Origin of the sequence: Actinoplanes xinjiangensis (assembly GCF_003148685.1) — a bacterium.
Taxonomy (GTDB): Bacteria; Actinomycetota; Actinomycetes; order Mycobacteriales; family Micromonosporaceae; genus Actinoplanes; species Actinoplanes xinjiangensis.
Genome location: NZ_QGGR01000012.1, coordinates 199,127 through 222,776, shown reverse-complemented (window position 1 = coordinate 222,776; position 23,650 = coordinate 199,127). Strand labels below are relative to the sequence as shown.

The window sequence follows — 23,650 nt, the reverse complement described above, 5'->3', positions numbered from 1 at the left end:
TTAGAGGCCGCCGGGTGGTGCGAGGTATCCGGTGAGCGCCCTTTTCAGCTCCTGGACCAGGGCGGCCCGCTCCGGCTCGGGAGCAGCCACGATGCCGCCCATCAGCGCGGCGACGATCTGCACCGCGACCGTCGAGGTGCGCCGCACGTCGTCGTCGGGCAGGTGCGGCGAACGGGCCCGCAACAGCGCACCCACCCGGTCGGTGACGCCCGTGTGCAGCGGCTGCCCCTTCTCCCCGATGAGCACCTTGGCACCCGGATTGGCCACGTGGAAGAAGACCAGCGGATCGACCACCCGGGAGACCAGGTCGGGCAGCGGCAGCCCGGCCACCGCGGAGTCGTCGAAGGCGGCCGCATGCGCCTCCCGCAGCTCCCCGAGCAGCCGCTCGGACAGCGCGTCGGCGATCGCCTCCTTGTTCGGGAAGTACTGGTACAGCGAGCCGGGTGAGATGCCGGCCCGCGCGGCGATCGCGTTCGTCGAGGTCCGGTCGTATCCGGTCTCGGCGAACAGGGCGAGAGCCGCGTCCAGGATCTCGGCGATGCGCTGCCGGCCGCGTGCCTGCCGTTTGACCAATGAGCACCGTCCTCGCCCGAGCCCGCCTTGACTAATACGAGCGGTCGCTCGTATTGTCGCTTCACGAGCAATCGCTCGTATTCACCGGGAGCTTACCAGGGGTGAGTCCTGTGCTCTTCCGCCACCGACGCCTGATCCTGCTGGTCACCGCCCTGCTGACACTCGCACTCGCCGCTGTCGCGGCCGGCGCGATGAACGTGCTCGTGCTCAGCCGGTGGGAGGCCCCCGGCAGTGAGTCCGTCCGGGTGCAGCAGCTGCTGGAGCGCGACCACGGCACCGGCAACGCCAACCTCGTGCTGCTGGTCAGCGGCGTGATCGACGACTCGGCCGTGGCCGCCGCCGCGCAATCGGTCGCGGCCGAGCTGCGGGGTGAGGACGCCGTGCTCGACGTCTGGTCCTACTGGTCGCGCGGCGGTGACCCGACGATGCGCGACGCCGACGGCCGGCACGCGCTGATCCTGGCGCACGTCACCGGCGACGCCACCAGTGCCCGCCTGCACATCCGGGAGCGGATCCTCCCGGCGTACACCCGCGACACCGGCCTGCTCCGCATCGACGTGGGCGGTGCCGAGGCGGTCTCGAGCCAGGTCAGCCAGCAGGCCACCCGCGACTTCCTGCGCGCCGAGCTGTTGATCGTCCCGGTCATGATCGTGCTGCTGGTCGTCCTCTACCGGCGGCTCCGGCTCGCCCTGCTCACCCTGGGCGTCGGCCTGTTCGCGGTGATCGGCACCCTCGCCGGTCTGCGGGTGCTGGCCGGCTTCACCGAGGTCGCGACGTTCGCCGCCAACATCACCCTGGTCATGGGCATCGGCCTGGGCATCGACTACAGCCTCTTCGTCATCGCGCGCTTCCGCGAGGAGCTCACCGCGGGTGCACCCGTTCCGGCCGCGATCACCACGACGGTACGCACCGCGGGCCGCACGGTGGTCTTCAGCGGGCTGACCGTCGCCGCGTCACTGTCGGCGCTGCTGCTGTTCCCGTTCGCCTTCCTCCGGTCGTTCGCCTACGCCGGCATCCTCGTCGTGGTCCTGGCCGTCCTCGGGGCGCTCACGATCCTGCCGGCCGCTCTGGCCGTCCTCGGTCCCCGCGCGCTGCGCCGCCGGCCGCCACCACCGGCCGACGACGGGATCTGGGGCCGTCTCGGCGGGCACGTCATGCGGCGTCCCGTCCTGTTCACCGCACTCGGCCTGCTGATCGTCGGCGTCCTCGCCGCGCCGGCGCTCGGCCTGCGCCTGGGCCTGCCCGACGACCGGGTGCTGCCGCCGACCGCGTCGACCCGGCAGACGTATGACGTGATGCGCGACGTCCTGCCCACCGAGCCGCAGGACGCTCTGCACATCGTCAGCACCTCGGCCGACGTCGGGGGTTACGCCGCCGAGGTCTCCCGGGTGCCCGGGATCGCCCGGGTGAACTCGGCCGCCGGGGTGTTCACCGCCGGCATCCGCACCGGCCCCGGGCCCACCGGCATCACCGGCTCCCGCCTCGAGGCCGTGCCCACCCGGGAGGTGCTCTCCGGCACCGGGACCCCCGCCCTGGTCGCCGCGGTCCGGGCGGTCCCGCCCCCGCCCGGCGGCACCGTTCAGGTGGGTGGCTATCCGGCCGAGCTCACCGACTTCCGGGCCATGCTCACCGACCGGATCCCGCTGGTCGCGGCCGTGCTGCTGGCCATCTCGTTCGCGGTGCTGTTCGCGATGTCCGGCAGCCTGCTCATCCCGGTCAAGGCGACGATCCTCAACCTGCTGAGCCTGGCCGTCATGTTCGGCGTCCTGGTGACGGTCTTCCAGGACGGGTTCCTCGCCGGCGTTCTCGGCTTCACCCCGATCGGCACCCTCGACCCGGCGTTCCCGATCCTGATGTTCTGCGTCGCGTACGGCCTGTCCATGGACTACGAGGTGTTTCTGCTCTCCCGCATCAAGGAGCGCTACGACGCCACCGGCGACAACACCCGCGCCGTCCTCGAGGGCCTCCAGCGCGGTGCGCCCCTGGTGACCGCGGCCGCCACGATCCTCGCCGTGTCGTTCGCCCTCTACGCCACCGGCGACGTCATGTATCTGCAGATGGTCGGCGTGGGCACCGCGGTGGCCATCCTGGTCGACGCGACCGTCATCCGCGCGATCCTGGTGCCGGCCCTGATGCGCCTGGCCGGCCGGGCCAACTGGTGGCCGGCGACGGTTCCCCGGCCGGCGCCGCGATCATCGACTGTGGATCTTCCGGGCGGGCAGCCGGGTCTTCCGGACGGGCAGCCGGGTCTTCCCGACGGGCAGCCGGCTTGATCGTCTTCAGCGCGTTCCGGGCGGTAGGGTGCCCTCATCGGACCAGCGGAAACGACCTGAACGGAGGCTACGGTGAGCGCTACCGAGGCCGGGTTGCTCGACGCCGAGCACCGCCTGCAACAGGCACAGCGCGACGGCGACGTGGGCGTGCTGGACGCACTGCTCGACGACCGCCTGATCGCGATCGGGCCGGACGGGACCCGATTCCGCAAGGAGGACGACCTGGACGCGTACCGGTCCGGCAGCTCGAAGATCGACACCCTGGTCGAGGAGGACCTCGAGGTGCTCGTCGCCGGGTCGACCGGTGCGACGTTCGCCCTCTGCGCGGTGGCCGGCACGTTCAACGGCGAGCCGTTCGCGGCCCGGCTCCGATATGCGCGCACATGGGCCTACGACGAGGGCGCCGGCTGGCGGATCGTGGCCGCCCAGCTCTCCCCGGCCTGACCGAGCCGGGAGCGGGCCGGGAGCGGGCCGGGAGCGGGCCGGCTCGCCGTCCCACACCGCCCACCCCCTCCGGTGCCGGTCCTGCGGATCCACGCGACGACGGCGTGACGCGGATCCACAGGATCGACGAGGCCGGGGGTCAGGCGAAGAGGCGGCCCAGGTTCTCCGGGGCGAAGAACTCGGCCGGGGACGTCACGCCGGAGTTGAGGCGGATGAAGGCGTCCATCTTCGCCGGGTCGCCGGCGATCGCGGTGACCAGCTGGACCATCTGCTCGTCCGGCGGCTGGAGCGACGCGATGCCCAGGGTCATCTGGTAGAACGGCATCGCCCGGGCGTCACGCCGGGCCTGGTAGCCGGGCAGGTCGTCGTCGGCGATGGCGTCGGCGAGGAGCTCGGCGTCGAGGAACGCGTCGGTGATGCCCTGCGCGGTGATGTAGTCGCGGGAGTAACCGGCGTCGCCGACCAGCGCCCAGCCGGGACCGTGCGGCACCCGGAAGTAGTTGTGCACCGACGCGCCCACCCAGCGGGTCTCCTGCTTGGCGTCACGGAAGCGGTCCGCCCAGACCGGGGCCGACGCGAACATGGCGGCGAACGTGCCGTCGATGTCGTTGCGGTGCTCGGCCAGCTCGGCGTGCGGCCAGCCGCCGATGACCATCGTCAGGTCGTCGTTGGTGGGGCACACCGCCCAGCCGCGCCCGGGGCGACTGTACGCCTCGAACGTCCCGTCGGTCGGCAGGTTGCTGAAGTACGCGTAGTAGCCCACGGTGAGCGGCGGCCGGTCCTCGTAGGCGGGCGCGTTCACCGCCTTCGCGACCACCGAGTTACGTCCGTCGGCGCCGACGACGATGCGGGCGTGCGCGACCGTCCCGTCGAGGCCGCGGATGCCGGTGACCCGGCCGTCGTCGTCGAAGAGCAGCTCCTCGACCGTGTACCCCTCGCGGATCTCGGCGCCGGCGGCCGCGGCCGCGTCCAGGAGGATCTTGTCGAGGAGGATGCGGCGGGGCGCGTACGCGTAGGGGTTGTCCGGTGTCCCGGGAGCACCGGCGACGGTGACCGGACCGAAGTCCGTGGTGTAGCGGCCGATCGGCGGAACACCGGTCGCGACGACCTGATCGAGGACACCCCACCGGCGGAGCGCGGCGACACCCGGCGGGTGCAGCACGTGGGTCGACACCGTGTCACTGGGGAACGTGTCGCGGTCCACCAGCAGAGTCCGGTATCCGCGGCCGGCCAGCAGCGCGGCCAGCGGGGACCCCGCGACACGCGCCCCCACCACGATCACATCGTATGTCGTCATCTTCTCCCCTAGCCGATCTTCAGGCCATAGTGGAGGCTCGCGGTTCACCTGTCGATGGGCCACCCGGGTCGCGTTCGGCGAATCACCCGACAGGTCCGCCCCCGAAGGCGAGGGGGGCTATTCTCGGCCGCATGCCCAAGCGTCGCTGGATCATCACCGGGGTGGTGGCCGGCCTGCTCGGCCTCGCGATCGGCGCGACCGCGGTGGCCGCCCCGTCGATCGCGGCGATCGCCTGCCCGCAATGCTACGGCCTGTCGAGCCTGGGTGACGGCGTCTACGCCGAGCGCGACGACGAGGCCTATCACCGGATCGTGACCGCGGCGGAGCAGCGGATCAGTGACTTCTACGGCGGGCGGACCTCCGACGCCCGGGTGCTGATCTGCGCCACGCCGGAGTGTTACCGGAGCATCGGCGGGGGCGGCGAGAAGGGGCAGGCGTTCGGCCGGTGGGCGCTGCGGCTGTCCCCCGACGGGGCGAACGAGACGATCGCGACGCACGAGCTGGCGCACATCGAGCTGCACAAGCGGCTCGGTTCGGCGTCCGAGTCGGTGCCGGACTGGTTCGACGAGGGTCTCGCCGTGCTGATCTCCGAGGACGCCCGCTACCTCAACCCGGCCGGCGGTGACCGCTGCCGGGTCCCCTACGCGGAGGCGACGGCGATCACCGGCGCGGACTGGGCGACCTTCGGCGCCGTCGGGTCGGACCACAAATACCTGCTGGCGGCGTGCGTGGTCAGCCACTGGCTGGACGAGCACGGCGGCCCACCCGGCATCCTCACCATGATCGGCGACCTGCGGGCCGGGAAGACGTTCACCGAACTTCAGTGACCCGGTCGGCCCAGCGGGACAGCAGGGCCGGGTCGTGCGAGACGACGAGGACGCCCATGCCGGTGGCCTGCTGCTCAGCGGTGATCACCGCCGCGACCAGGGCCTGTGTGGAGGCGTCGAGCATGGTGGTGGCCTCGTCGCACAGCAGGTAGCGGGGACGGTGCACCAGAGCGCGGGCCAGGCAGGCGCGTTGCAGCTGACCGTCGCTGACCGCGTGCGGGCGGCGGACCAGCAGGTCGGCGGTCAGTCCGGCCCGGTCGGCGAGCTCGGCGACACGTCCGGCGATCCGCTCCCGCGGATGCCGGACCGCGCGCAACGGTTCGGCGATCAGGTCGGCGAGCGTCAGGCGCGGGTCGCTCGCGGCGCGCGGGCTCTGGAACAGGACACCGATCCGGGTACGCACGGACGCGGGCACCCGGTGGCGCACGCCGGCGATCCGTTCGCCGTCCAGGGTGACGTGCCCGGCGTCGGGGGCGTGCAGGAGCGCGAGAACCCGTACCAGAGTGGATTTGCCGCTGCCGGAGGGACCGCGAAGGCCGACCGTCTCGCCTGCCCCGATCGTCAGGGATGCATCGGTGAGGACCCGGCGGCCGTGGTATCCGGCGCTGACGCCGTCGGCGACGAGGCTCATGCGGGTGCCTCCGCGGTGGTGAGCGGGTGGTGGCAGGCGACCGGCCCGGCCGGCTGGATCGCGCACGCGCCGCTGACGCGGTCGCAGCGTGCCGCGAACGCGCATCCCCGCGGCAGCGCGGTCAGCATCGGCGGATGGCCGGCGACGGCCCGGAACTCCCGGTCCGGCAGGGCGTCGAGCAACCCGCGGCTGTACGGGTGAGCCGGCGCCGAGAACAGTTCCCGCGCCGGCCGGTGCTCGACGATCCGCCCGGCGTACATGACGGCGACGGTGTCGGCGACGCGTTCCGCCGCGGCCAGGTCATGGGTGATCAGCAGGACGGCGGCGCCGTCGTCGCACCGGCGCCGCAGCAGGTCGAGGGTGTGGTCGACGAGCGGCCGGTCGAGTCCGCCGGTCGGTTCGTCGGCGATCAGCAGCGGCGGCTCACCGGCCAGCGCGAGTGCCGTGGCCAGCCGCTGGGCCATGCCGCCGGACAGCTCGAACGGGTATCGCTCCAGGTCCGCCGGGTCGAGCCCGGCCTCCCGCGCCACCTGGTCGGCCAGCCCCGGGTCGCGGCGGTGCGCCCGGAGCGTCTCGGCGAGCAGCCGCCGCCCGCGCCGGACGACGGTGAGCGCCGTGGCCGGGCTCTGCGGGATGAGCCCGATCCGCCGCCCCCGGATCTCGCGGGCGAGGGTCTTCTCCCCGCAGGCGAGCAGATCGACCGGCCCCGGTGGGCCCACGGCACGGGTCAGCAGGGCCTTGCCGGATACCGCGGCGTTGGCGGGGAGCAGCCCCAGCAGGGCGTGGGCCAGCACGGACTTGCCGCAGCCGGATTCGCCGACGACGGCCAGCAGCTCGCCCGGGCGTACCGTCAGATCGAGGCCGGTCACCGCGGCGACCACCGCATCGCGGAGCTGGAAGCGGACGGTGAGACCGGAGACGGTCAGGAGGGGGTTCACAGGTTGAGCTCCGCACGGACCCGGGGGTCGAGATGGTCGCGCCCGCGGGCGGCGAGGGCCGCGATGGCGAGGGTGACGACGACGATGACGGCGCCGGGGACGATGCTCGCCCACCAGGCTCCGGTCAGCAGCGAGCGCTGACCGTCATTGATCATGTTGCCGAGGGAGGCCAGGTGCGGCGGCAGGCCGAGACCGAGGAAGCTCAGTGACGTCTCGTGCCAGACCGCGTGCGGGATCATCAGGGTGGTGGCCAGGGCGATCTTCGGCAGGACGTGCGGGAGCAGGTGCCGGGTGAGGACGCGGGTCCGGCCCGCTCCCCCGGCGATCGCGGCGTCGATGAAGGGGCGGGTGCGCAGCGACAGCAGCTCCGACCGGACGATTCGGGCGGTGGACAGCCAGTGGGTCAGGCCGATCGACAGGATCACCGCGCCCAGGCCCGGCCGCAGCATCGCCACGATGAAGATGCCCAGGAGCAGGTGCGGCAGCGCGGAGATGGTGTCGACGACACGCATCAGAACCCGGTCGACCCAGCCGCCGAGCAGGCCGGCCAGGCTGCCGACGACACCGCCGATCACGGTGGCGGCGAGGGCCGCGACCACGCCCACCAGCAGTGACACGCGTAGTCCGTAGATGCTGCGGTGCAGCACGTCGCGGCCCAGGTCGTCGGTGCCGCCGGGATGCGGGAGGGACGGCGGCAGGGCGGCCCGGCCGAGCGCGACGGCACTCTGGTCCAGTGGGGCGATCATCGGTACGAGAAGCGCCGCGCCGACGGCGACGCCGAGGACCAGGGCGGCGACCGGGGTACCGGCCCGGAACCGGGGCCGCCGGAACAGGCCGGCCCGGCCCGGTGTCGTCGTCGTCACCGCAGTCTCAGCCATCGATGCGCACCCGGGGGTCGGCGGCCGTGTAGGCCAGGTCGGTGAGCAGGTTGGCGGTCAGCACCACCGCCGTGGTGACCAGGGTGATCGCGGCCAGCAGCGGGAAGTCGCCGCCGAGTGCCGCCTGCACGCTGACCGCCCCGAGGCCGGGCAGGGAGAACACCGTCTCGACGAGCACCGAGCCGCCGACGAGTTCGGGCAGGTGGGTGCCGACCAGGGTGAGGAACGGCAGCAGCGCGGTCCGCAGCGCGTGCCCGAACAGGACGGTCCGCCCGGCCAGGCCGCGGGCGCGGGCGGCGAGCACGTGGTCCTCGCGCAGGCTCTCGGCGACCGCGTCGCGGACGAACAGCACGAACCACGGGGCCTGGGAGATCGCCAGCACGGTCACCGGCAGCACCAGGTGGTGGGCGACGTCGGGGAACGACGTCGAGGTGGCGCGGACGCCGGTCAGGCCACCGGCCGGGAACCAGCCGAGCGCCAGCGCGAACACGGCGATCGCGCCGAGCGCCAGCCAGAACACCGGCATCGACTCGACGGCGTACGCGGCCGCCCGTACCCCACGGTCGAAGAGCCCGCCGCGCCGGTGGGCGGCGAGGGTGCCGGCCAGCAGGCTGCCGGTCAGGACCACGGCGAGGGTGATCCCGATCAGCAGCAGTGTCCATCCGGCCCGGTCGGCGATCACCTCGGTGACCGCCTGATGCCGGGACGTGGACCAGCCCAGGTCGCCCTGCACCAGGTTGCCGAGCCACCGCAGGTACTGCACGGGCAGCGGGTCGTCGACGCCCCAGTTGTCGCGGATCTGCTGGAGGTTCTCCTCGCTCATGCTGAACGCGGCCGCGCCGGCGTACTGCATGGCCGGGTCGATCGGGGAGGCCGCGCCGAGCAGGAACATGCCGATGCTGGTGGCGAACAGGACCGGCACGGCGACGGCGAGGCGCCGGCGGACCACCCGGATCATCGGCGGGTCCAGGTGTGGATGTTCCACCAGAGGCTGTTGGCGACGTCGTGCTCGTGCGCCTCCACGCGCGGGGTGACCCCGGCGACGTCGTCGCGCACCACGTAGGTGTGCTGGAGGTAGGTGAGGAACACCCACGGCGCGTCGGTGGCGAGCTGCCGCTGGAAGGTGGCGTAGGCGGCCTTGCGCTTCTCCGGATCGGCGTCGTCCCGGCCTGCCTGGAGCGCCCGGTCGACGACCGCCGACCGGTAGCCGCCGGGGTTGAAGAAGCCCTGCCCGGCGAAGCGCGATCCGAACAGCTTGTAGGAGAGGAAATCCGGGTCGTACGGGGTGCCCCAGCCCATGATGAGCGCGTCGTCGCCCATCCGGGGTTCGATCGCCTCCCAGGTGAGGCCCTCCGGCCTGATCTCGATGCCGGCCTTGCGGGCGTCGGCGGTCACGGCGAGCGCCAGTTCCTTGCGCAGGCTGTCGGTCGCCGGGTACATCAGGGCGAACGCGGCGCGCTGCCCGTTGCGGACCCGGATGCCGTCGGTGCCCGCGATCCACCCGGCCGCGTCGAGGTCGACCGGGGCGGGTTCGGTGGTGACGTGGAACGGCGAGGTGGGCGGGACCGGGCCGTACGCCGGATCGCCGGCTCCGCCGAGCACGCCGGTGACCATGGCCTGCCGGTCGACGGCCGCGTCGAGTGCCCTGCGGATGGCGGCGTCCCCGGTGACCGGGTGGTTCATCGGCAGCATGACACCGCGATAGTCGGCGGTGGGGACCTTGTGCACGGAGAAGCCGGGGAACGCGGTGGCCAGCCTGGGTGCCAGCTCGACGGCGTCGAACTCGCCGGCCCGGGCCCGTTGGGCGCGGCCGTTGTCGTCGGCGACGAACGCGACGATCACGCCGCTGTTGGCCGGCCGCCCACCCCACCAGGACTCGTTGGCGGCGAGGACGAGCCGGTCGCCGGGGGTCCAGGAGGTGACCCGGTACGGCCCGGTGCCGATCGGCGCGCGGTTGAAGGCGGCCCGGTTGACGTCCTGGTCGCGCAGGGCCGCGGCCGGGACGATGCCCAGGGTGAGCCGTTGCAGGAACGGGGCGTAGGCGTATTTCAGGGTGAAGACCACGGTGGACGGGTCGGGGGCGGTGACGGCGGTGAGCATGTCCAGGTCGGAGCGGAGGGTCGAGTCGACGGCCGGGTCGAGCACCGCGGTGTAGGTGAAGACCACGTCGGCGGCGGTGAGCGGGCGGCCGTCGTGGAAGGTGGCACCGGTGCGCAGCTTCGCGGTGACGGTACGCCCGTCCGCGGAGACCGCCGGGAGCTCGGCGGCGAGGGCCGGGACCAGGGTGTTGCCCGCGTCCCGGGCGACCAGCCCGTCGAAGATCAGCGAGGCGCCGTCGCTGCCGTAGCCGAGGATCGGGTTGAGCGTGTCCGGTTCGCCGGAGGTGGCGACGACGAAGGTGCGGCCGGCCGATGTGGAGCCGGTGCCGGCCGGTACCGAGCAGGCGGTCAGCGCCAGCAGGATGACGGCGACGGTCCCCAGAAGACGAAGCATGACGCCATACTTATGCAGTTGCACATGAGTGGCAACAAGGCGTGATCAGTCCGACGCTTCTATTGCAAACTTATGGCAACTACAGCAGGATGGGCAGAGGAGCCACACGCGACAGGGCGTCCCGCCGCGATGATCCAGCAGCCGGGACGCCCTGTGCGTGATGGTGCGCGGTCAGGCTCTGGCGTATTTCGGCACGTACTCCTGGCCGGAGAGCTTGCCGATCGACGCCATGATCGCCTCGGTCGCCGCGCGCCGCTCCCGTGCGTTCTCCGGGTCGGTCGCGATCGCCGCGAGCTGCACCGGCTTACCGAACACGACCCGGACCCGGGCCGGCCGCGGGATCACCGAACCGGGCGGCAGCACCCGGTCGGTGCCGAACATCGCCACCGGAACCACCGGCGCCCCCGACTTCAGGGCCAGCCAGGCCACCCCGGTACGGCCGCGGTAGAGCCGCCCGTCCGGCGAGCGGGTGCCCTCCGGGTAGATCGCGAAGGCGTTGCCCCGGTGCAGGACGTCGAGACAGGTGTCCAGCGAGGCGACCGCCGCCCGCTTGTCGTCCCGGTCCACCGCGACCTGCCCGTCACGCGACATGAACCACGACACGAACCGCCCGAACGGCCCGCTCCCGGTGAAGTATTCGGCTTTCGCCATGAAGGTGACGTGCCGTGCCACCGCCATCGGCAGGAACGTCGAGTCCGTGATGGAGAGGTGGTTGGAGGCCAGCAGTACCGGCCCCGTGGCCGGCACGTGTTCGGCCCCTTCCACCCGCAATCGGACGACCCTCTTGACCAGTTCGTACACGTCCGCCCTCTCCGTGAGCCCGCTGACCCATGCCATTCTCGTCGGCCCGCACAAACCGCGCGCGGTCGTACGCCATACCAACTGCTACACCCCACCGATGGCTTCGGTGATGGCCTGGATCAGGTGCGTGGCGATGACCGGACGATCGGTCTCGACCACGACGGTGGGGCCGATGCCGAGTGGCTCGGCCTCGGCGGCCCAGCGCGGCCAGTCCTCGGCCAGGCGCCGGCCGTCGGCGTGAACGGCGTGCCGGCCGCGGGCCCGGTAGCGTTCGGCGGCCACCTCGGGCGGCACCGAGCACCAGACCTCCACCGTGCTGCGGGCACCGGAACGCGCCACGCCCTCGGCGACGAAGCCCCGATCCCGCGGACGGAACCACCAGCTCTCCAGGATGACGACGCCGGGTGTCACGGCCGCCAGCTCCCACATCACCTTCGCGGCGAGCGGCCCGAGGGCACCGGGCGGAACCCCGGGCACCGCATCGGCCATCGCCTCCTTGATGGCGTCCTTGCCGATCAGGGGCACCCGCAGCGCGGGCGCGAGCCGCCCGGCAAGAGTGCTCTTGCCGGACCCGGGAAGCCCGTTGATCAGAATCAGCCGGTGCGCCACAGGGTGAATGCTGTCATCCGGGCGCCCTCCCGGGCAGTGATCAGGCGGACAGTATCCGGTCCTCTCCCGCGTCGACGGCCCGCCAGACCGGCCGGCTGCGGCACTCGGCCATCACCGCCCAGCGCGCGACGACCCGGCCCAGATCGGCGACGAACTCGTCGACGACCTCCTTCGTCACGCCCGGCATGCAGATGATGTGGCAGAAGTCGCCGTCGACCGACAGCACCCAGCCGAACTCGGCGGTGAGTGACGCCGGCGGGGTCTGCAACACCACGGTGAACGCGTCCGGGTGGCGGTAGACCGGCCAGCCGAGCGAACTGATCCGCTCCACCGCGTAGGCGGCGATCCGCCGGGCCCGCAGCGCCCGCGCCTGGTGGCCGTTGCGGCCGTAGACGGCGATCGCCGTCCACAGCAGGGCGGCGGCCTGCCCGCACCGCGAACCGAGGACCGTGCTGTCCAGGGTGGCGGTGTAGCTGATGTGTTCGCCCCGTTCGACCCGGACGCTGTCGCGCATCACCACCACACCGCACGGGATCGGCGTGCCCAGGAACTTGTGCCCGGAGATGGCGATGCTGTCGATCGGGCTGCCGGCGCCCAGTCCGAGCATCCCGTCCAGAGCGAGCGGGATGCCGGACAGGGCGGCGTCGACGTGTACGTGCCGGCGGGTCACGCCGTACGCGTCGAGGATGGTCTCGATCCGGTCCGGCTGGTCGACGGCCTCCCAGAGCGTGGTGCCCGCGGTGGCGACCACGATCGCGGGACGGCCCCGGTGCCGGGCCACCAGTTGCTCGAAGTGGCCGTAGTCCATCTCGCCGTACCAGCTGTCGCGGACCATGGCGACGTCGTGCGGGTGGATGCCGAGCAGGCCGGCGGTCTTGCGGATCGAGTAGTGACTGGCGTGCGTCAGGTAGAACACCGCGTCCGGGTAGCGGTCACGGGCCACCCGGAGCGCGGCGATGTTGCTCTCGGTGCCGCCGGAGGTGACGTACCCCCAGCGGTCGTTCTGTGGCAGCCCGACGACGTCGGCGAACCACCGGACGACCTCGACCTCCAGCGCGTTGGTGTGCGCGGCCCCGCCGGGGGCCGTGCCGGGGTCACCGACATTGTTGAAGAGCCGGGTGAACAACCCCTGGGTGCGGCTCCAGTCGATGTCGGTGGCCGCCGGGAACCCGATGGACCGGCGCTGGGCCTGCTCGGCACGGGCGACCAGCATGGTCATGACGGCGTCGACGTCGGCGAAACCGGGGGGCCGGTCCAGCCTCAGAGCTTCCGACCAGTCCCCCGGCCATATCGCAGGCGTGTCCACCGGATTCACCAGACCTGGCCGTGTGGGTTCAGATGATCGGCCAGGGTCTTCGCCAGCTCCTGGAACGCCGGCCAGGCCTGGCGCAGCTGCCCGCCCAACCTCTCCGGCACGTTCTGGGTGGTGGAGTAGACCTGGGTCGCGTCGAGCGGGTTGTTGCAGATCAGATCATTGCCCCGGCCGCGGCGGTTGTCGTCGCGGACCACCCTGATCTCCGAGCCGTCGACGAGCTGTGCCGCCCCCTCACCGGGGACGTAACTCATCGCCTGGAGGCTGCTGATGCCCGAGCTGAGCAGGACCGGGACCACGTCGTACCACTGCCGGCTGTCGGTGTTGAGGGTCTCCACGCCGATCCCGACGTAGCGGGTCGGCGTCGACGGGCGCTGGATGTCGCCGACGTTGACCATCAGATAGTCGGGATCCCGGGGATCCCACACCCGATCGGCCTTCTCGTGCTGGGTGATGAAGCTCTGCGCGGTGGCGTTCAGGCCGGTCAGGAACGCGATCAGGTTGTCGTACTCGGGGCCGGCGTAACCCCATCGGGAGGCACTGAGGACCTGGTAGCCCAGGTGCTGCGCGGGCGCCTCGGTGATGAAGAACAGGGTCACGCCGTGCGGGGCCAGCGGCTGGTCCCGGGAGTGCAGCCGCTCCAGCGCCCGGGTGACGTGGATGGCGTTGATCCCGCGCAGGCTGGTGCCGGCGCTGTGCCGCAGATAGGCCCAGCGCCGGTCCTCCGGGGTGGGCCCGCCCTGCGGCTGCCACTGCGGGGTCGGCGGCGGCGGCGCGGCATGCTGGTGCCAGGACGGCCGCTGCTCCGGGTACTGCTGAGGCGGATACTGCTGTGGCGGGTACTGCTGCGGCGGATACTGCTGAGGTTGCTGCGGTGAGACGGGCGGCCCCCAGGGTGGGGTCGGGGAGCCGTCGTCCCAGGAGGGTTGAGCATGTCGGCCGGGGACGTTGTACGACATGGGGTCGGTTTCCCTTCGCGGGGCTCAGAGGTCGATGCGGTCGGGAACCGCGTACACGCTGGGCACGCCGTGACTGATGCCCTCGTAGACCTGTGGCCGGGACCGGCGCAGGACGAGCGCCCGCCACACGCCGGCGATCGCGGCGACGACGAGCAGGGCGGGCAGAGCGTACGGAGCCAGTGAGCCGGGCTCGGCGCCGACCAGGGCGTCGAGCTGAAGGAGCATGGTGACCAGGATGGCGATGCCGAAGGCCAGACCGAACAGCGGCGCGACCGTGGTGGCCCAGCCGCTCTCGCCGGAGTCGGTGTTCCGGGCGAAGTAGCGCAGCGCGGCCGCCGCCGAGACGATCAGCAGGGCGAGCAGCCCCATCGCGCCGACGGTGCTGGCCCAGCCGAACAGGGTGGTCTGCGGATCGGCGCCGGAGATCGCCCACACCAGCACCACGACGGCGGCGAGCGCGTTCTGGGCCCGGCTCGCACCGACCGGGGCGTCGGCGGCGGTGCCTGCTCCGGTGCGGTAGAGGAACTGGTGCAGGACCTGCTCACGGCTCATCGCGAACGCGTACCGGTTGATGATGTTGTGGAAGCTGATCAGGGAGGTGAGGATCGCCAGGACCAGGATGACCGCACCGAGGATGCCGAACACCGGGTGCACGCGGTCGGACAGCAGCGTCAACGGCAGGTTGGCGTCGGCGTCGGCGGCGGCGGCCACCTCGCCGGTGCCGGTCGCGGCCTGCATGGCCCAGGCCGCCGCGGTGTAGATGCCGATCAGGCTGAGCGCGCAGATCATCATGCCGCGGCTGATCGCCCGCCCCCGCTTGCCCTCGCCGCTGTCCTCCTCCTCGATGAAGGCGGCCATGCCCTCGGGGCCGGTGTAGGCGGCCAGGGTGAGGGCGACCGCGAGACCGAGACCGGGGACGCTGAGGCCGGCGGGGTCGAAGGCGGCGGTCGGGATGCCGTTCTGCGCGTCGACGAACCCGAAGACGATGAACAGGCCCACGACCAGCAACGAGAGCAGGAGCACGCCCATCACGATCTGGGTGGACAGCACGATGCGCCGGGTGCCGAGGACCGACACGACACCGATCGCCGCAGCCGCGAACAGCCACCACGCACCGACGCCGGTGATCCCGGACATGATCGAGCCGAACAGTCCGTAGAGACTGATCTGGAGAGCGTTGTAGGCGAGCAGGGCGACGAAGCCGGCCGCGACACCGCTCGTCGCGCCGAGCCCGCGGGCGGTGATGGCGTAGTAGGGCGCCGAGTGCGGCACCGCCCGGACCATGGCGGCATATCCGACGAGCAGCAGCGTGACCACGCCACCGACCAGGATGAAGAGGAGCGGGAGCGCGGTCACCTCGGAACCGGCATAGGTGGCGACGATACCGCCGACGAGAACGACCATCGGGGCGGACGTGGTGGCGCCCAGTGCCCAGGCTGCGCCCGCTGTGACCGTACGGCGGGCCATCGCCGCGGCTACTGTAGCCATGATTATCTATCTCCTTGAGGGGGGAAGGAGTCAGCAGGAGAGTTTGTCCTATGTGGACGAAGCCAGAAGAGTAGTTGGTCCTGTTCGGCCTCCTTCGCCAGGGTCGTGCCCAGAGTTGATCAACTGAGCCGGAAGAACCTTACGCGTTGAAGAACCGGTATGGCTATCAGTGACGTTCAATGCACTTAGTGCACGGTGCTCACCTTCGGTGACCGACGCCCTGCACAACCCCGGCGCCAGCAGCCATCCGGCCCGCACCACCACCGGCGCCGATAGCCATTCGGAACCACCGATCGCCACCGCGAGCAGGAATCCGTCGACAGCGCCCACGCGGGCGAGGGAAACCGATCTTCAGCCCGGAAGAATCGTCCACCACGCACCGTGACATCACTCGGGCATTTCAGCGTTTAGGATTTCCGCACCGAAACACGTGTTTCGGGGAATTCGACGGATGAATGACGGACCGGAGGCCGGCGATGCGGGTCCATCACCTCAACTGCGGGACCATGCGGCCCGCGCTGACCCCCGGCGGACTGGTCTGTCACGTCCTGCTCGTGGAGACCGGAGACGGCCTGCTGCTCGTCGACTCCGGCTTCGGTCTGCGCGACGCCGCCGACCCGGCACGCCGGATCGGCGGCGCGCGCCACCTCATCAGGCCGGTCCTCGACCCTTCCGAGACCGCGTCACGGCAGGTGGAGCGTCTCGGTCACGATCCCGCGGAGGTACGGGACATCGTGCTCACCCATTTCGACGCCGACCACTCGGGCGGCCTCGCCGACTTCCCGCACGCCCGGGTGCACCTGACCGCCGCCGAGTCGGACGCCGCGCAGCGCCCACGCACCCGCAACGAGCGCTACCGGTACCCGGCCGCCCAGCGCGAACACGGCCCCCACCTGGTCGAACACCATCCTGCATCGGGTGACGTGTGGCGCGGTTTCGCCGCGGCCACCGAGGTCCGGCCCGGTGTCGTGCTGATCGCCCTGCCCGGGCACACCCGCGGCCACGCGGCGGTCGCGGTCGACGCCGGGGACCGCTGGATCCTGCACGCCGGCGACGCCTTCTACCACCGCGGGCAGATCGACGGGACCACACCGGTCCCCCGGCTGCTCGTCGCCTCGGAACGGATGATCGCCCACGACCGGGACCTGGTCCGTGCCAACCACGCCCGCCTCGCCGAACTGTGGGCCTCCGCCGCCGATGACCTGACCATCATCAACGCGCACGACCCGGAGCTGCTGCGCCGGGCGACGGCAGACTGACCCCGGAAAAGCCGGAGCCCGGCCCGCTGTGACGGCGGACCGGGCTCTGCGGGGTGAACAACGTCAGCAGGCGGCCGCGACGACCTTCGGCTTGCCGCTGGTGGTCGCCGGAACGGTCACGCAGGCGACGCTGCCGCCGGAGTTGACCTGGGCCACGCCGCTGCGCACGACCTTGATCTTGATGTTGCCGAACGCGGTCTCCTCCGCGGCCTGCTTCAGGTACTTGGCGGGCTTGCCGCCTTCGGTGAGCGCGGACAGCACGGCCTGCTGGCCGACCAGTTCCGCCCACACCTTCGCGTCACTGCCGCCGGCGCTGCCGGAGCCCAGCCCCGCGCCGCCGAGGCCCTCACCCAGGCCGGCGCCGAACGCCTCGAAGATCGGGCCCAGGTCGAGCTTGGTGGCGTCGGTCGGGGCGGTGATCTCGGTGCCGGTGGAGATCTCCACGCGGACCGAGGCACGGCCGGTGGCGCCCTCGACGAACTGGAGGAAGTTCACCTCGAAGGCCTGGAACTTGCCGTTGTCGATCCACAGGTCCAGAACGATCGGCTTGTCGGCCGGCGGGGTGTCGAGCTCGCCGCCGATCGCCTCGCTCAGGATCGAGGCCTGGTCCTTGGTCGCGATCTTCTCGAGCGCCTCGACGAAGCGCTTGACCTCGGCGAACGCCTTCGTGGTGGACGTGGTGACCGTCAGGTGGGTCTCGTCGGTGGAGTCCCGCACCACGTCCGCGCCCTGGAGCAGGTTCTCCGCGCTGGTCTTCAGCTCGGCGGCGACCTTGTCGTTCTCCGCCTGGCTGGCCGGGCTGGCCGGCACGCCGGCCTGCTTGGTGAACTCCTCCAGGTCGGACGCGGCGATCGACACCCAGCCGCCGTTGAACAGCTTGTCCACGCCGGGGACCTCCGCGCTCGCCTCGGCGGCGAGCTCGTCGACCTCGGCGGCCGTCGCGCCGAACTTCGTCGCCAGGTCCTTGACCGGCACCTTGACGTAGGCGACCTGGTCGACGACCCGGATCTCGGCGCCGGTGACACCGTCGACCGTCGCGTTGATCAGCGCCTTGTCGTCCTTGACGCCCTCACCCGCCTTGTCCCAGGCGACGGTGAACGACGAGTTGTAGAGCTTGCGGAGGATGTCGGCGTCCTCATCGGTGAAGCCCTCCTCACCGGTGGACTCCTTCTTCGCGACGGCGATCAGATCGTCGACGCTGCCACCCGCCTTGACGGTGAAGCCGACCTTCTCCGCGGCGCCGAGGTCCTCCGCGGCCTTCTTCAGCTCGAGCTTCGGCTCCAGCTGCTGAATCTGGTTCGCACACCCGACCGTGAGGGTCAGAGCGGCGACGCCGGCGACCGCGCCGGCCACAAAGCGCTTCATGCGCAGAGATCTCCATTCGAGAGGTAGAACGGCACTCCCCCGGTGCCGCGAATGGCAGTGTACGAGCACCCGCCAACAAGATGCGTGTCAATTCCCCGGTCAGGGCCGTCCGGTGGCCCAGTCGCTCCAGGCGGCCCGCCAGTCCCGGCCTTCCGCACGGTGATACCAGGCCTCCTGGGCGGTGGCGCTCGGCACCTCCGGCGCCAGGCCGGTGACCTTCAGGAGGATCTCGGATGTCGCCCGTCTGCGCAGCTCAGCGTCGTCCCGGAACCAGTCGAACTCGTGCTGGAGGCTGGACACCAGATGCACCATGGCACCGATCGCCCGGTCGGCCCGCTCGGTGTCCCGGTCGTCGCTGAGATCCCGCTGCCGCAGAACGGCGGCCTGCCACAATTCGCCCGCGTAAACCGGCGAACCCGGCATCGGGCCACCCTCGGCGACCCATTTCGCGTGCTCAATATCACGACACAGAATGGTCTCGATCAGGACTCGATGCGGTTCGCTCGGTGGTATCGGCTCGGCACGGTGCGGGCGCTGTTCCGCCGCGGGCACGGTGGCCAGCCGGTCGAGCATCGGAGCCGGGTCGGTCTGGGTCACCACGGCCACCGGATCCATCACCCAGTCCCGGCTGACCACGGTGATCCGGACCCCGTCGGTGTCGCACCGCCAGGCCTGCCACCGGTCACCGGCGCGGACCGTCTCGGCCGGCTCCGGCCGGCCGTCGACGAGCAGCGTCGTCTCCTGCTCGATCCAGGCGAGGTCGGCGTACCGGCCGCCGTCCCGCCGCACCCGCTGCTCCACGAGCATCCGCAACGGGGCCAGAAGGCCGCGCGCCGACTCGACCTGGACCCACGGGCCGTCCGGCCGGGAATACTCCACCTGGACCCCGGTGAGCTCGCCGTCGGTCTCCACCAGATTGCCGAACAGGGCATCGACCGGCTCCACGGCAGCGGCCAGCGCGAAGACACGCAGGCCGCTGTCGCGGATCTCCCGGCTGATCCGGGCCGTCTGCTGAGCGAACCTCTCCTGCCCCATCGGGGCAGGTTAATCCATTTCAGGCGCCGACGTAGTCCGCCAGGTGCTCGCCGGTGAGTGTGGCCCGGGACCTCACCAGGCCGGCCGGCGGACCCTCGAAGACCACCTTCCCACCGTCGTGACCGGCGCCGGGCCCCAGGTCGATGATCCAGTCGGCGTGCGCCATGACGGCCTGGTGGTGCTCGATGACGATCACCGACTTGCCGGCGTCGACCAGGCGGTCCAGCAGGCCCAGCAGCTGCTCGACGTCGGCCAGGTGCAGGCCGGTGGTCGGCTCGTCCAGGACGTAGACGCCACCCTTATCGCCCATGTGCGTGGCCAGCTTGATCCGCTGCCGCTCACCGCCGGACAGCGTGGTCAGCGGCTGGCCCAGGGTCAGGTAGCCCAGACCCACGTCGGCCAGGCGCCTCAGGATGGCGTGCGCGGCCGGGATGCGGCCCTCACCCTCGGCGAAGAACCGCTCGGCCTCGGTCACCGGCATGGCCAGGACCTCGCTGATGTCCTTGCCGCCGAGCTTGTAGTCGAGCACCGAGGCCTCGAACCGCTTGCCCTCGCACTCCTCGCACGGGCTGGCCACCCCGGCCATCATGCCCAGGTCGGTGTAGATCACCCCGGCGCCCTTGCAGGTCGGGCAGGCACCCTCGGAGTTGGCGCTGAACAGCGCCGCCTTCACCCCGTTGACCTTGGCGAAGGCCTTGCGGATCGGTTCCAGCAGGCCGGTGTACGTGGCCGGGTTGCTGCGCCGGGAACCCCGGATGGCCGTCTGGTCGATCGCCACCACCCCGTCACGCCCGGCCACCGAACCGTGGATCAGCGAGCTCTTGCCGGAGCCGGCCACCCCGGTCACCACGACCAGCACGCCCAGCGGGATGTCGACGTCCACGTCGCGCAGGTTGTGGGTGGCCGCGCCGCGGATCTCCAGGGCGCCGGACGCGGTGCGGACGACGTCCTTGAGCTTCGAACGGTCGTCGAGGTGACGGCCGGTGATGGTGCCGCTGGAGCGGAGGCCCTCGACCGTACCCTCGAAGCAGATCTCTCCGCCGGCGGTGCCGGCTCCCGGGCCGAGGTCGACCACCCGGTCGGCGATCGCGATGGCCTCGGGTTTGTGCTCCACCACGAGGACCGTGTTGCCCTTGTCGCGCAGGCGCAGGAGCAGCTCGTTCATCCGCTGGATGTCGTGCGGGTGCAGGCCGATGGTCGGCTCGTCGAAGACGTACGTGACGTCGGTGAGCGCCGACCCGAGGTGCCGGATCATCTTGGTGCGCTGTGCCTCACCGCCGGACAGCGTGCCGGCCGGCCGCTCCAGCGACAGGTAGCCGAGGCCGATCTCGACGAACGAGTCGAGAGTGTGCCGCAGCTTCTCCAGCAGCGGGGCGACCGACGGCTCGTCCAGGTCGCGCACCCAGGCGGCCAGGTCACTGATCTGCATCGCGCACGCGTCGGCGATGCTGACCCCCCTGATCTTCGAGGTGCGGGCGTGCTCGGCCAGCCGGGTGCCGTCGCACTCCGGGCAGATGGTGAAGGTGATCACCCGCTCGACGAAGGCCCGGATGTGCGGCTGCATCGCGTCGACGTCCTTGGACAGGAACGACTTCTGGATGCCCGGGATCAGACCGGTGTAGGTCAGGTTGATCCCGTCCACCTTGATCTTGGTCGGCTCCTTGTAGAGCAGATCGTGCAGCTCGCGCTTGGTGAACTTGCCGATCGGCTTGTCCACGTCGAAGAAGCCGCAGCCCCGGAAGATCCGGCCCATCCACCCTTCCATGCTGTAGCCGGGGATCGAGATGGCGCCCTCGTTGATCGACTTCGTGTCGTCGTACAGCTGGGTCAGGTCGAAGTCGTTGACGTTGCCGCGGCCCTCGCACCGCGGGCACATGCCGCCGGTGATGCTGAAGCTACGCCGCTCCTTGACCTGGGTACCGTGCTTCTCGACGGTCACCGCGCCGGCGCCGGAGATCGACGCGACGTTGAACGAGAACGCCTGCGGCGAGCCGATGTGCGGGTCACCGAGCCGGCTGAACAGGATCCGCAGCATCGCGTTCGCGTCGGTGGCGGTGCCGACCGTGGACCGCGGGTCGGACCCCATCCGCTCCTGGTCGACGATGATCGCCGTGGTCAGGCCCTCCAGCACGTCCACGTCCGGCCGGGCCAACGTCGGCATGAACCCCTGCACGAACGCGCTGTACGTCTCGTTGATCAGCCGCTGCGACTCGGCCGCGATCGTGCCGAACACCAGCGAGCTCTTCCCCGAACCCGACACCCCGGTGAAGACCGTGAGCTGGTGTTTCGGGATCTCGACGCTGACGTCCTTGAGGTTGTTGACCCGGGCGCCGTGCACACGGATCGAGCGGTGCGCGCTCATCTCACTCCCGTTTCGTTACGGATGCTCAGCTGTCCTGGAGGTGATCCGAGGACACTACCGTCGGAGGGCGGGCCGTGTGGGTCAGGTCAGCTGGTTGATACGGACCATGTTCCCGGCCGGGTCGCGGAAGGCGCAGTCGCGTACCCCGTACGGCTGATCGGCCGGTTCCTGCACCACCTCGGCGCCGGTGGCCTGCAACCTGTCGAAGGTCGCCGCCAGGTCGGTGGCGCCCAGCACGATCCCGGCGTAGCTGCCCTTGGCCATCAGTTCGGCGATGGTACGGCGCTCGGCGTCGGTGATGCCCGGGTCGGCGGCCGGCGGTTGCAGCACGATCGAGGTCTGCGGCTGACCGGGCGGGCCGACGGTGATCCAGCGCATGTCGCCGTACCCGACGTCGTTGCGCACCTCGAAGCCGAGACCGTCGCGGTAGAACGCCAGGGACTTGTCGTGATCGTCGGCGGGCAGGAACGCGGAGTGGATGACGAGACTCATGACGACGATGCTAGGGACGAGTCCCCGCCTGCGACTTCTCGATTCCTGACCGGTCGGGTCACCTGTTTCACCACACACCCCGGCAACCCCGCCACCGAACCTTCGGACATCTTCCGGTACGCCCCGGGCGAGATCCCGACCAGCTCGGTGAAACGGGTGGTGAACGTACCCAGCGACGAGCAGCCGACCGCGAAGCAGACCTCGGTGACGCTCAGATCGCCCCGGCGCAGCAGGGTCATCGCCCGCTCGATCCGGCGGGTCATCAGATAGCTGTACGGCGACTCGCCGAACGCCGCCTTGAACTGTCGGCTCAGGTGCCCGGCGGACAGGTGCACGTAGCGGGCCAGCGCCTCGACGTCGAGCGGCTGCGCGTAGTCGCGGTCGATCCGGTCACGGACGCGGCGCATCAGCACCAGCTCGCTCAGCCGGGGGTCGGTCACCGGCCCAGAGTAGTTCTTCCGCCCTTCGCCTGACCGCTACCGGAAAAAGTGAAGAACCTTTTATATTCACGTCCACCGATACAAGGAGGACGTGTGCTCATCCTGCGCCCACTGGCCGCCGGCGCCCTGATGGCGACCGCCCTGGCCACCCCCGCACAGGCCGCGCCGAGCCGGGCCGACATCGCCCTGCGCTGGGCACCCATCCACTACCAGGACGTCGACACCACCGGCGGGCACGCACTGGCCGGCAAGAGCGACTACATCACCCGATACGACTTCGACGGGAACCTGAACGGCCGGGACAACTGGGACAACGCGGGGACGAACACTGACGCCGCCGTCTACTACTCGGTGGTGGAGACCAGCACCCACTACTACGTGACCTATCTGTTCTTCCACCCGCGGGACTGGATCGACCACCCGTTCTTCGAGACCGAGCACGAGAACGACGGCGAAGGCGTGCTGGAGATCGTCGAGAAGGACGGCTCCGAGTACGGCAGTCTCAAGGGCGCGGTCACGGTGGCGCACAGCGACTTCTACTCGTACCGGCCGCCGGCCGGCGGATGGACCGGTGGGGGCGAGAGCATCGACGGGACCCTGCAACTCCAGTCGTCGCCGCACGACGCGTTCCAGCACCCGGTGACCGCTCAGGAGCGCGGCGGGCACGGGCTCAAGGCCTGGCCGCAGTACGACATCGACGGCGACGGGGTCGTCTACTACCCGTCGCTGAACGTGTCCGAGTCACCGAGCAACGCCAACGACCGGGACGTCCGCTACCGGCTGATCGACATCTTCGCCGACGGCGGGCTGTGGGCGCAGCGCACGAACACCGGGCTGTTCGCCTCGCTCGGCACCTTCGCCGGGGACACCTCCGGCGGCTGCGGCAGCGGCACCTTCTCCTGCGGCACCAACTCGGCCAACGCCCCCTGGGGATGGGACGACGGCAACGACGTGCCGGGGCGCGGGGAGATCGCCACCGACCCGGCCAGGCTCGCCGCCGCGTACTTCACCGTCACGGGCACGCTGTCGCGCAGCTACACCTACAACCCGTACCAGGCCGCCGCGGCCGCCCTCAAGGCCGCACAGTCCCTACCCGCCGTCACCGACTGACCCGCCCACCCCGGCTGGCCCCCACCGCTGTCTCACCACGCCCGAGACAGCGGGGACAACCAGC

General features: G+C 71.1%; 22 protein-coding genes. 5 read left to right on the top strand and 17 right to left on the bottom strand.

Annotated elements, in window-relative coordinates:
- Positions 1 to 573: a TetR/AcrR family transcriptional regulator gene (locus BC793_RS26445; RefSeq protein WP_203896123.1), complete on the bottom strand. Its 573-nt coding sequence runs from the start codon at positions 571 to 573 to the stop codon at positions 1 to 3.
- A gap of 101 nt (positions 574 to 674) precedes the next feature.
- Here BC793_RS26445 and BC793_RS26440 point away from each other — a divergent pair, with 101 nt between their 5' ends.
- Both BC793_RS26440 and BC793_RS26435 read left to right on the top strand, forming a co-directional pair.
- On the top strand, positions 675 to 2,846 hold the full coding sequence (locus BC793_RS26440; RefSeq protein WP_203896124.1) for an MMPL family transporter: 2,172 nt from the start codon (positions 675 to 677) through the stop codon (positions 2,844 to 2,846).
- A gap of 72 nt (positions 2,847 to 2,918) precedes the next feature.
- Positions 2,919 to 3,290, top strand: coding sequence for a nuclear transport factor 2 family protein (locus tag BC793_RS26435; RefSeq protein WP_239169900.1), 372 nt, complete (start codon positions 2,919 to 2,921; stop codon positions 3,288 to 3,290).
- A gap of 139 nt (positions 3,291 to 3,429) precedes the next feature.
- On the opposite strand, the gene BC793_RS26430 is transcribed toward BC793_RS26435, so the two are convergent.
- Entirely contained in the window at positions 3,430 to 4,587 is a 1,158-nt protein-coding gene (locus BC793_RS26430; RefSeq protein WP_109596809.1) for an FAD-dependent oxidoreductase, read from the bottom strand.
- 131 nt (positions 4,588 to 4,718) lie between these two features.
- Between BC793_RS26430 and BC793_RS26425 the strand changes: the two genes are divergently transcribed.
- Entirely contained in the window at positions 4,719 to 5,414 is a 696-nt protein-coding gene (locus tag BC793_RS26425) for a hypothetical protein (protein WP_109596807.1), read from the top strand.
- Here the strand turns inward: BC793_RS26425 and BC793_RS26420 are convergent.
- From BC793_RS26420 to BC793_RS26375, 10 genes are all read right to left on the bottom strand, one after another.
- On the bottom strand, positions 5,398 to 6,045 hold the full coding sequence (locus BC793_RS26420) for an ABC transporter ATP-binding protein (RefSeq protein ID WP_109596805.1): 648 nt from the start codon (positions 6,043 to 6,045) through the stop codon (positions 5,398 to 5,400). The two genes, BC793_RS26425 and BC793_RS26420, sit on opposite strands and share 17 nt — an antisense overlap.
- Positions 6,042 to 6,983 (bottom strand): ABC transporter ATP-binding protein, encoded by a 942-nt coding sequence (locus BC793_RS26415; protein ID WP_109596804.1) that lies wholly within the window; start codon positions 6,981 to 6,983, stop codon positions 6,042 to 6,044. The genes BC793_RS26420 and BC793_RS26415 overlap by 4 nt, the downstream gene beginning before the upstream one ends.
- Positions 6,980 to 7,861 (bottom strand): ABC transporter permease, encoded by an 882-nt coding sequence (locus BC793_RS26410; protein WP_109596802.1) that lies wholly within the window; start codon positions 7,859 to 7,861, stop codon positions 6,980 to 6,982. Before BC793_RS26410 ends, BC793_RS26415 begins: the two co-directional genes overlap by 4 nt.
- Entirely contained in the window at positions 7,854 to 8,846 is a 993-nt protein-coding gene (locus BC793_RS26405; RefSeq protein WP_239169901.1) for an ABC transporter permease, read from the bottom strand. Before BC793_RS26405 ends, BC793_RS26410 begins: the two co-directional genes overlap by 8 nt.
- On the bottom strand, positions 8,816 to 10,354 hold the full coding sequence (locus tag BC793_RS26400) for an ABC transporter substrate-binding protein (RefSeq protein ID WP_109596800.1): 1,539 nt from the start codon (positions 10,352 to 10,354) through the stop codon (positions 8,816 to 8,818). The genes BC793_RS26405 and BC793_RS26400 overlap by 31 nt, the downstream gene beginning before the upstream one ends.
- A 171-nt stretch (positions 10,355 to 10,525) precedes the next feature.
- The gene (locus tag BC793_RS26395) at positions 10,526 to 11,155 is read right to left on the bottom strand and encodes a lysophospholipid acyltransferase family protein (RefSeq protein WP_239169902.1); all 630 of its coding nucleotides are present in this window, start codon (positions 11,153 to 11,155) and stop codon (positions 10,526 to 10,528) included.
- A gap of 84 nt (positions 11,156 to 11,239) precedes the next feature.
- Positions 11,240 to 11,764 carry a P-loop nucleotide/nucleoside kinase family protein gene (locus BC793_RS26390; protein ID WP_158319371.1) on the bottom strand — a complete coding sequence of 175 codons (525 nt, stop codon included), beginning with the start codon at positions 11,762 to 11,764 and terminating at the stop codon, positions 11,240 to 11,242.
- A 40-nt stretch (positions 11,765 to 11,804) separates the two neighbouring features.
- Positions 11,805 to 13,070, bottom strand: a complete 1,266-nt coding sequence (locus BC793_RS26385) for a pyridoxal-dependent decarboxylase (protein WP_146246455.1) — start codon at positions 13,068 to 13,070, stop codon at positions 11,805 to 11,807.
- 5 nt (positions 13,071 to 13,075) lie between these two features.
- Entirely contained in the window at positions 13,076 to 14,035 is a 960-nt protein-coding gene (locus tag BC793_RS26380) for a hypothetical protein (RefSeq protein ID WP_109596792.1), read from the bottom strand.
- Positions 14,036 to 14,059: 24 nt separating this feature from the next.
- Positions 14,060 to 15,523 (bottom strand): APC family permease, encoded by a 1,464-nt coding sequence (locus BC793_RS26375; protein WP_146246454.1) that lies wholly within the window; start codon positions 15,521 to 15,523, stop codon positions 14,060 to 14,062.
- A 476-nt stretch (positions 15,524 to 15,999) separates the two neighbouring features.
- Between BC793_RS26375 and BC793_RS26370 the strand changes: the two genes are divergently transcribed.
- On the top strand, positions 16,000 to 16,782 hold the full coding sequence (locus BC793_RS26370) for an MBL fold metallo-hydrolase (protein ID WP_109596981.1): 783 nt from the start codon (positions 16,000 to 16,002) through the stop codon (positions 16,780 to 16,782).
- 63 nt (positions 16,783 to 16,845) lie between these two features.
- Here BC793_RS26370 and BC793_RS26365 read toward each other — a convergent pair whose 3' ends face one another.
- The 5 genes from BC793_RS26365 to BC793_RS26345 form a co-directional block, all read right to left on the bottom strand.
- A complete protein-coding gene (locus tag BC793_RS26365; RefSeq protein ID WP_146246453.1) occupies positions 16,846 to 18,147 on the bottom strand; it encodes a hypothetical protein in 1,302 nt (433 codons plus the stop codon).
- Between the two features lie 99 nt (positions 18,148 to 18,246).
- Positions 18,247 to 19,182, bottom strand: a complete 936-nt coding sequence (locus BC793_RS26360; RefSeq protein WP_109596786.1) for a hypothetical protein — start codon at positions 19,180 to 19,182, stop codon at positions 18,247 to 18,249.
- A gap of 19 nt (positions 19,183 to 19,201) precedes the next feature.
- Positions 19,202 to 21,544: an ATP-binding cassette domain-containing protein gene (locus BC793_RS26355; RefSeq protein WP_109596784.1), complete on the bottom strand. Its 2,343-nt coding sequence runs from the start codon at positions 21,542 to 21,544 to the stop codon at positions 19,202 to 19,204.
- Between the two features lie 81 nt (positions 21,545 to 21,625).
- Entirely contained in the window at positions 21,626 to 22,036 is a 411-nt protein-coding gene (locus BC793_RS26350; RefSeq protein ID WP_109596782.1) for a VOC family protein, read from the bottom strand.
- The gene (locus tag BC793_RS26345) at positions 22,033 to 22,443 is read right to left on the bottom strand and encodes a helix-turn-helix transcriptional regulator (protein ID WP_109596979.1); all 411 of its coding nucleotides are present in this window, start codon (positions 22,441 to 22,443) and stop codon (positions 22,033 to 22,035) included. The genes BC793_RS26350 and BC793_RS26345 overlap by 4 nt, the downstream gene beginning before the upstream one ends.
- A gap of 126 nt (positions 22,444 to 22,569) precedes the next feature.
- Between BC793_RS26345 and BC793_RS26340 the strand changes: the two genes are divergently transcribed.
- Positions 22,570 to 23,586, top strand: coding sequence for a hypothetical protein (locus BC793_RS26340; RefSeq protein WP_239169903.1), 1,017 nt, complete (start codon positions 22,570 to 22,572; stop codon positions 23,584 to 23,586).
- Positions 23,587 to 23,650: the final 64 nt, after the last annotated feature.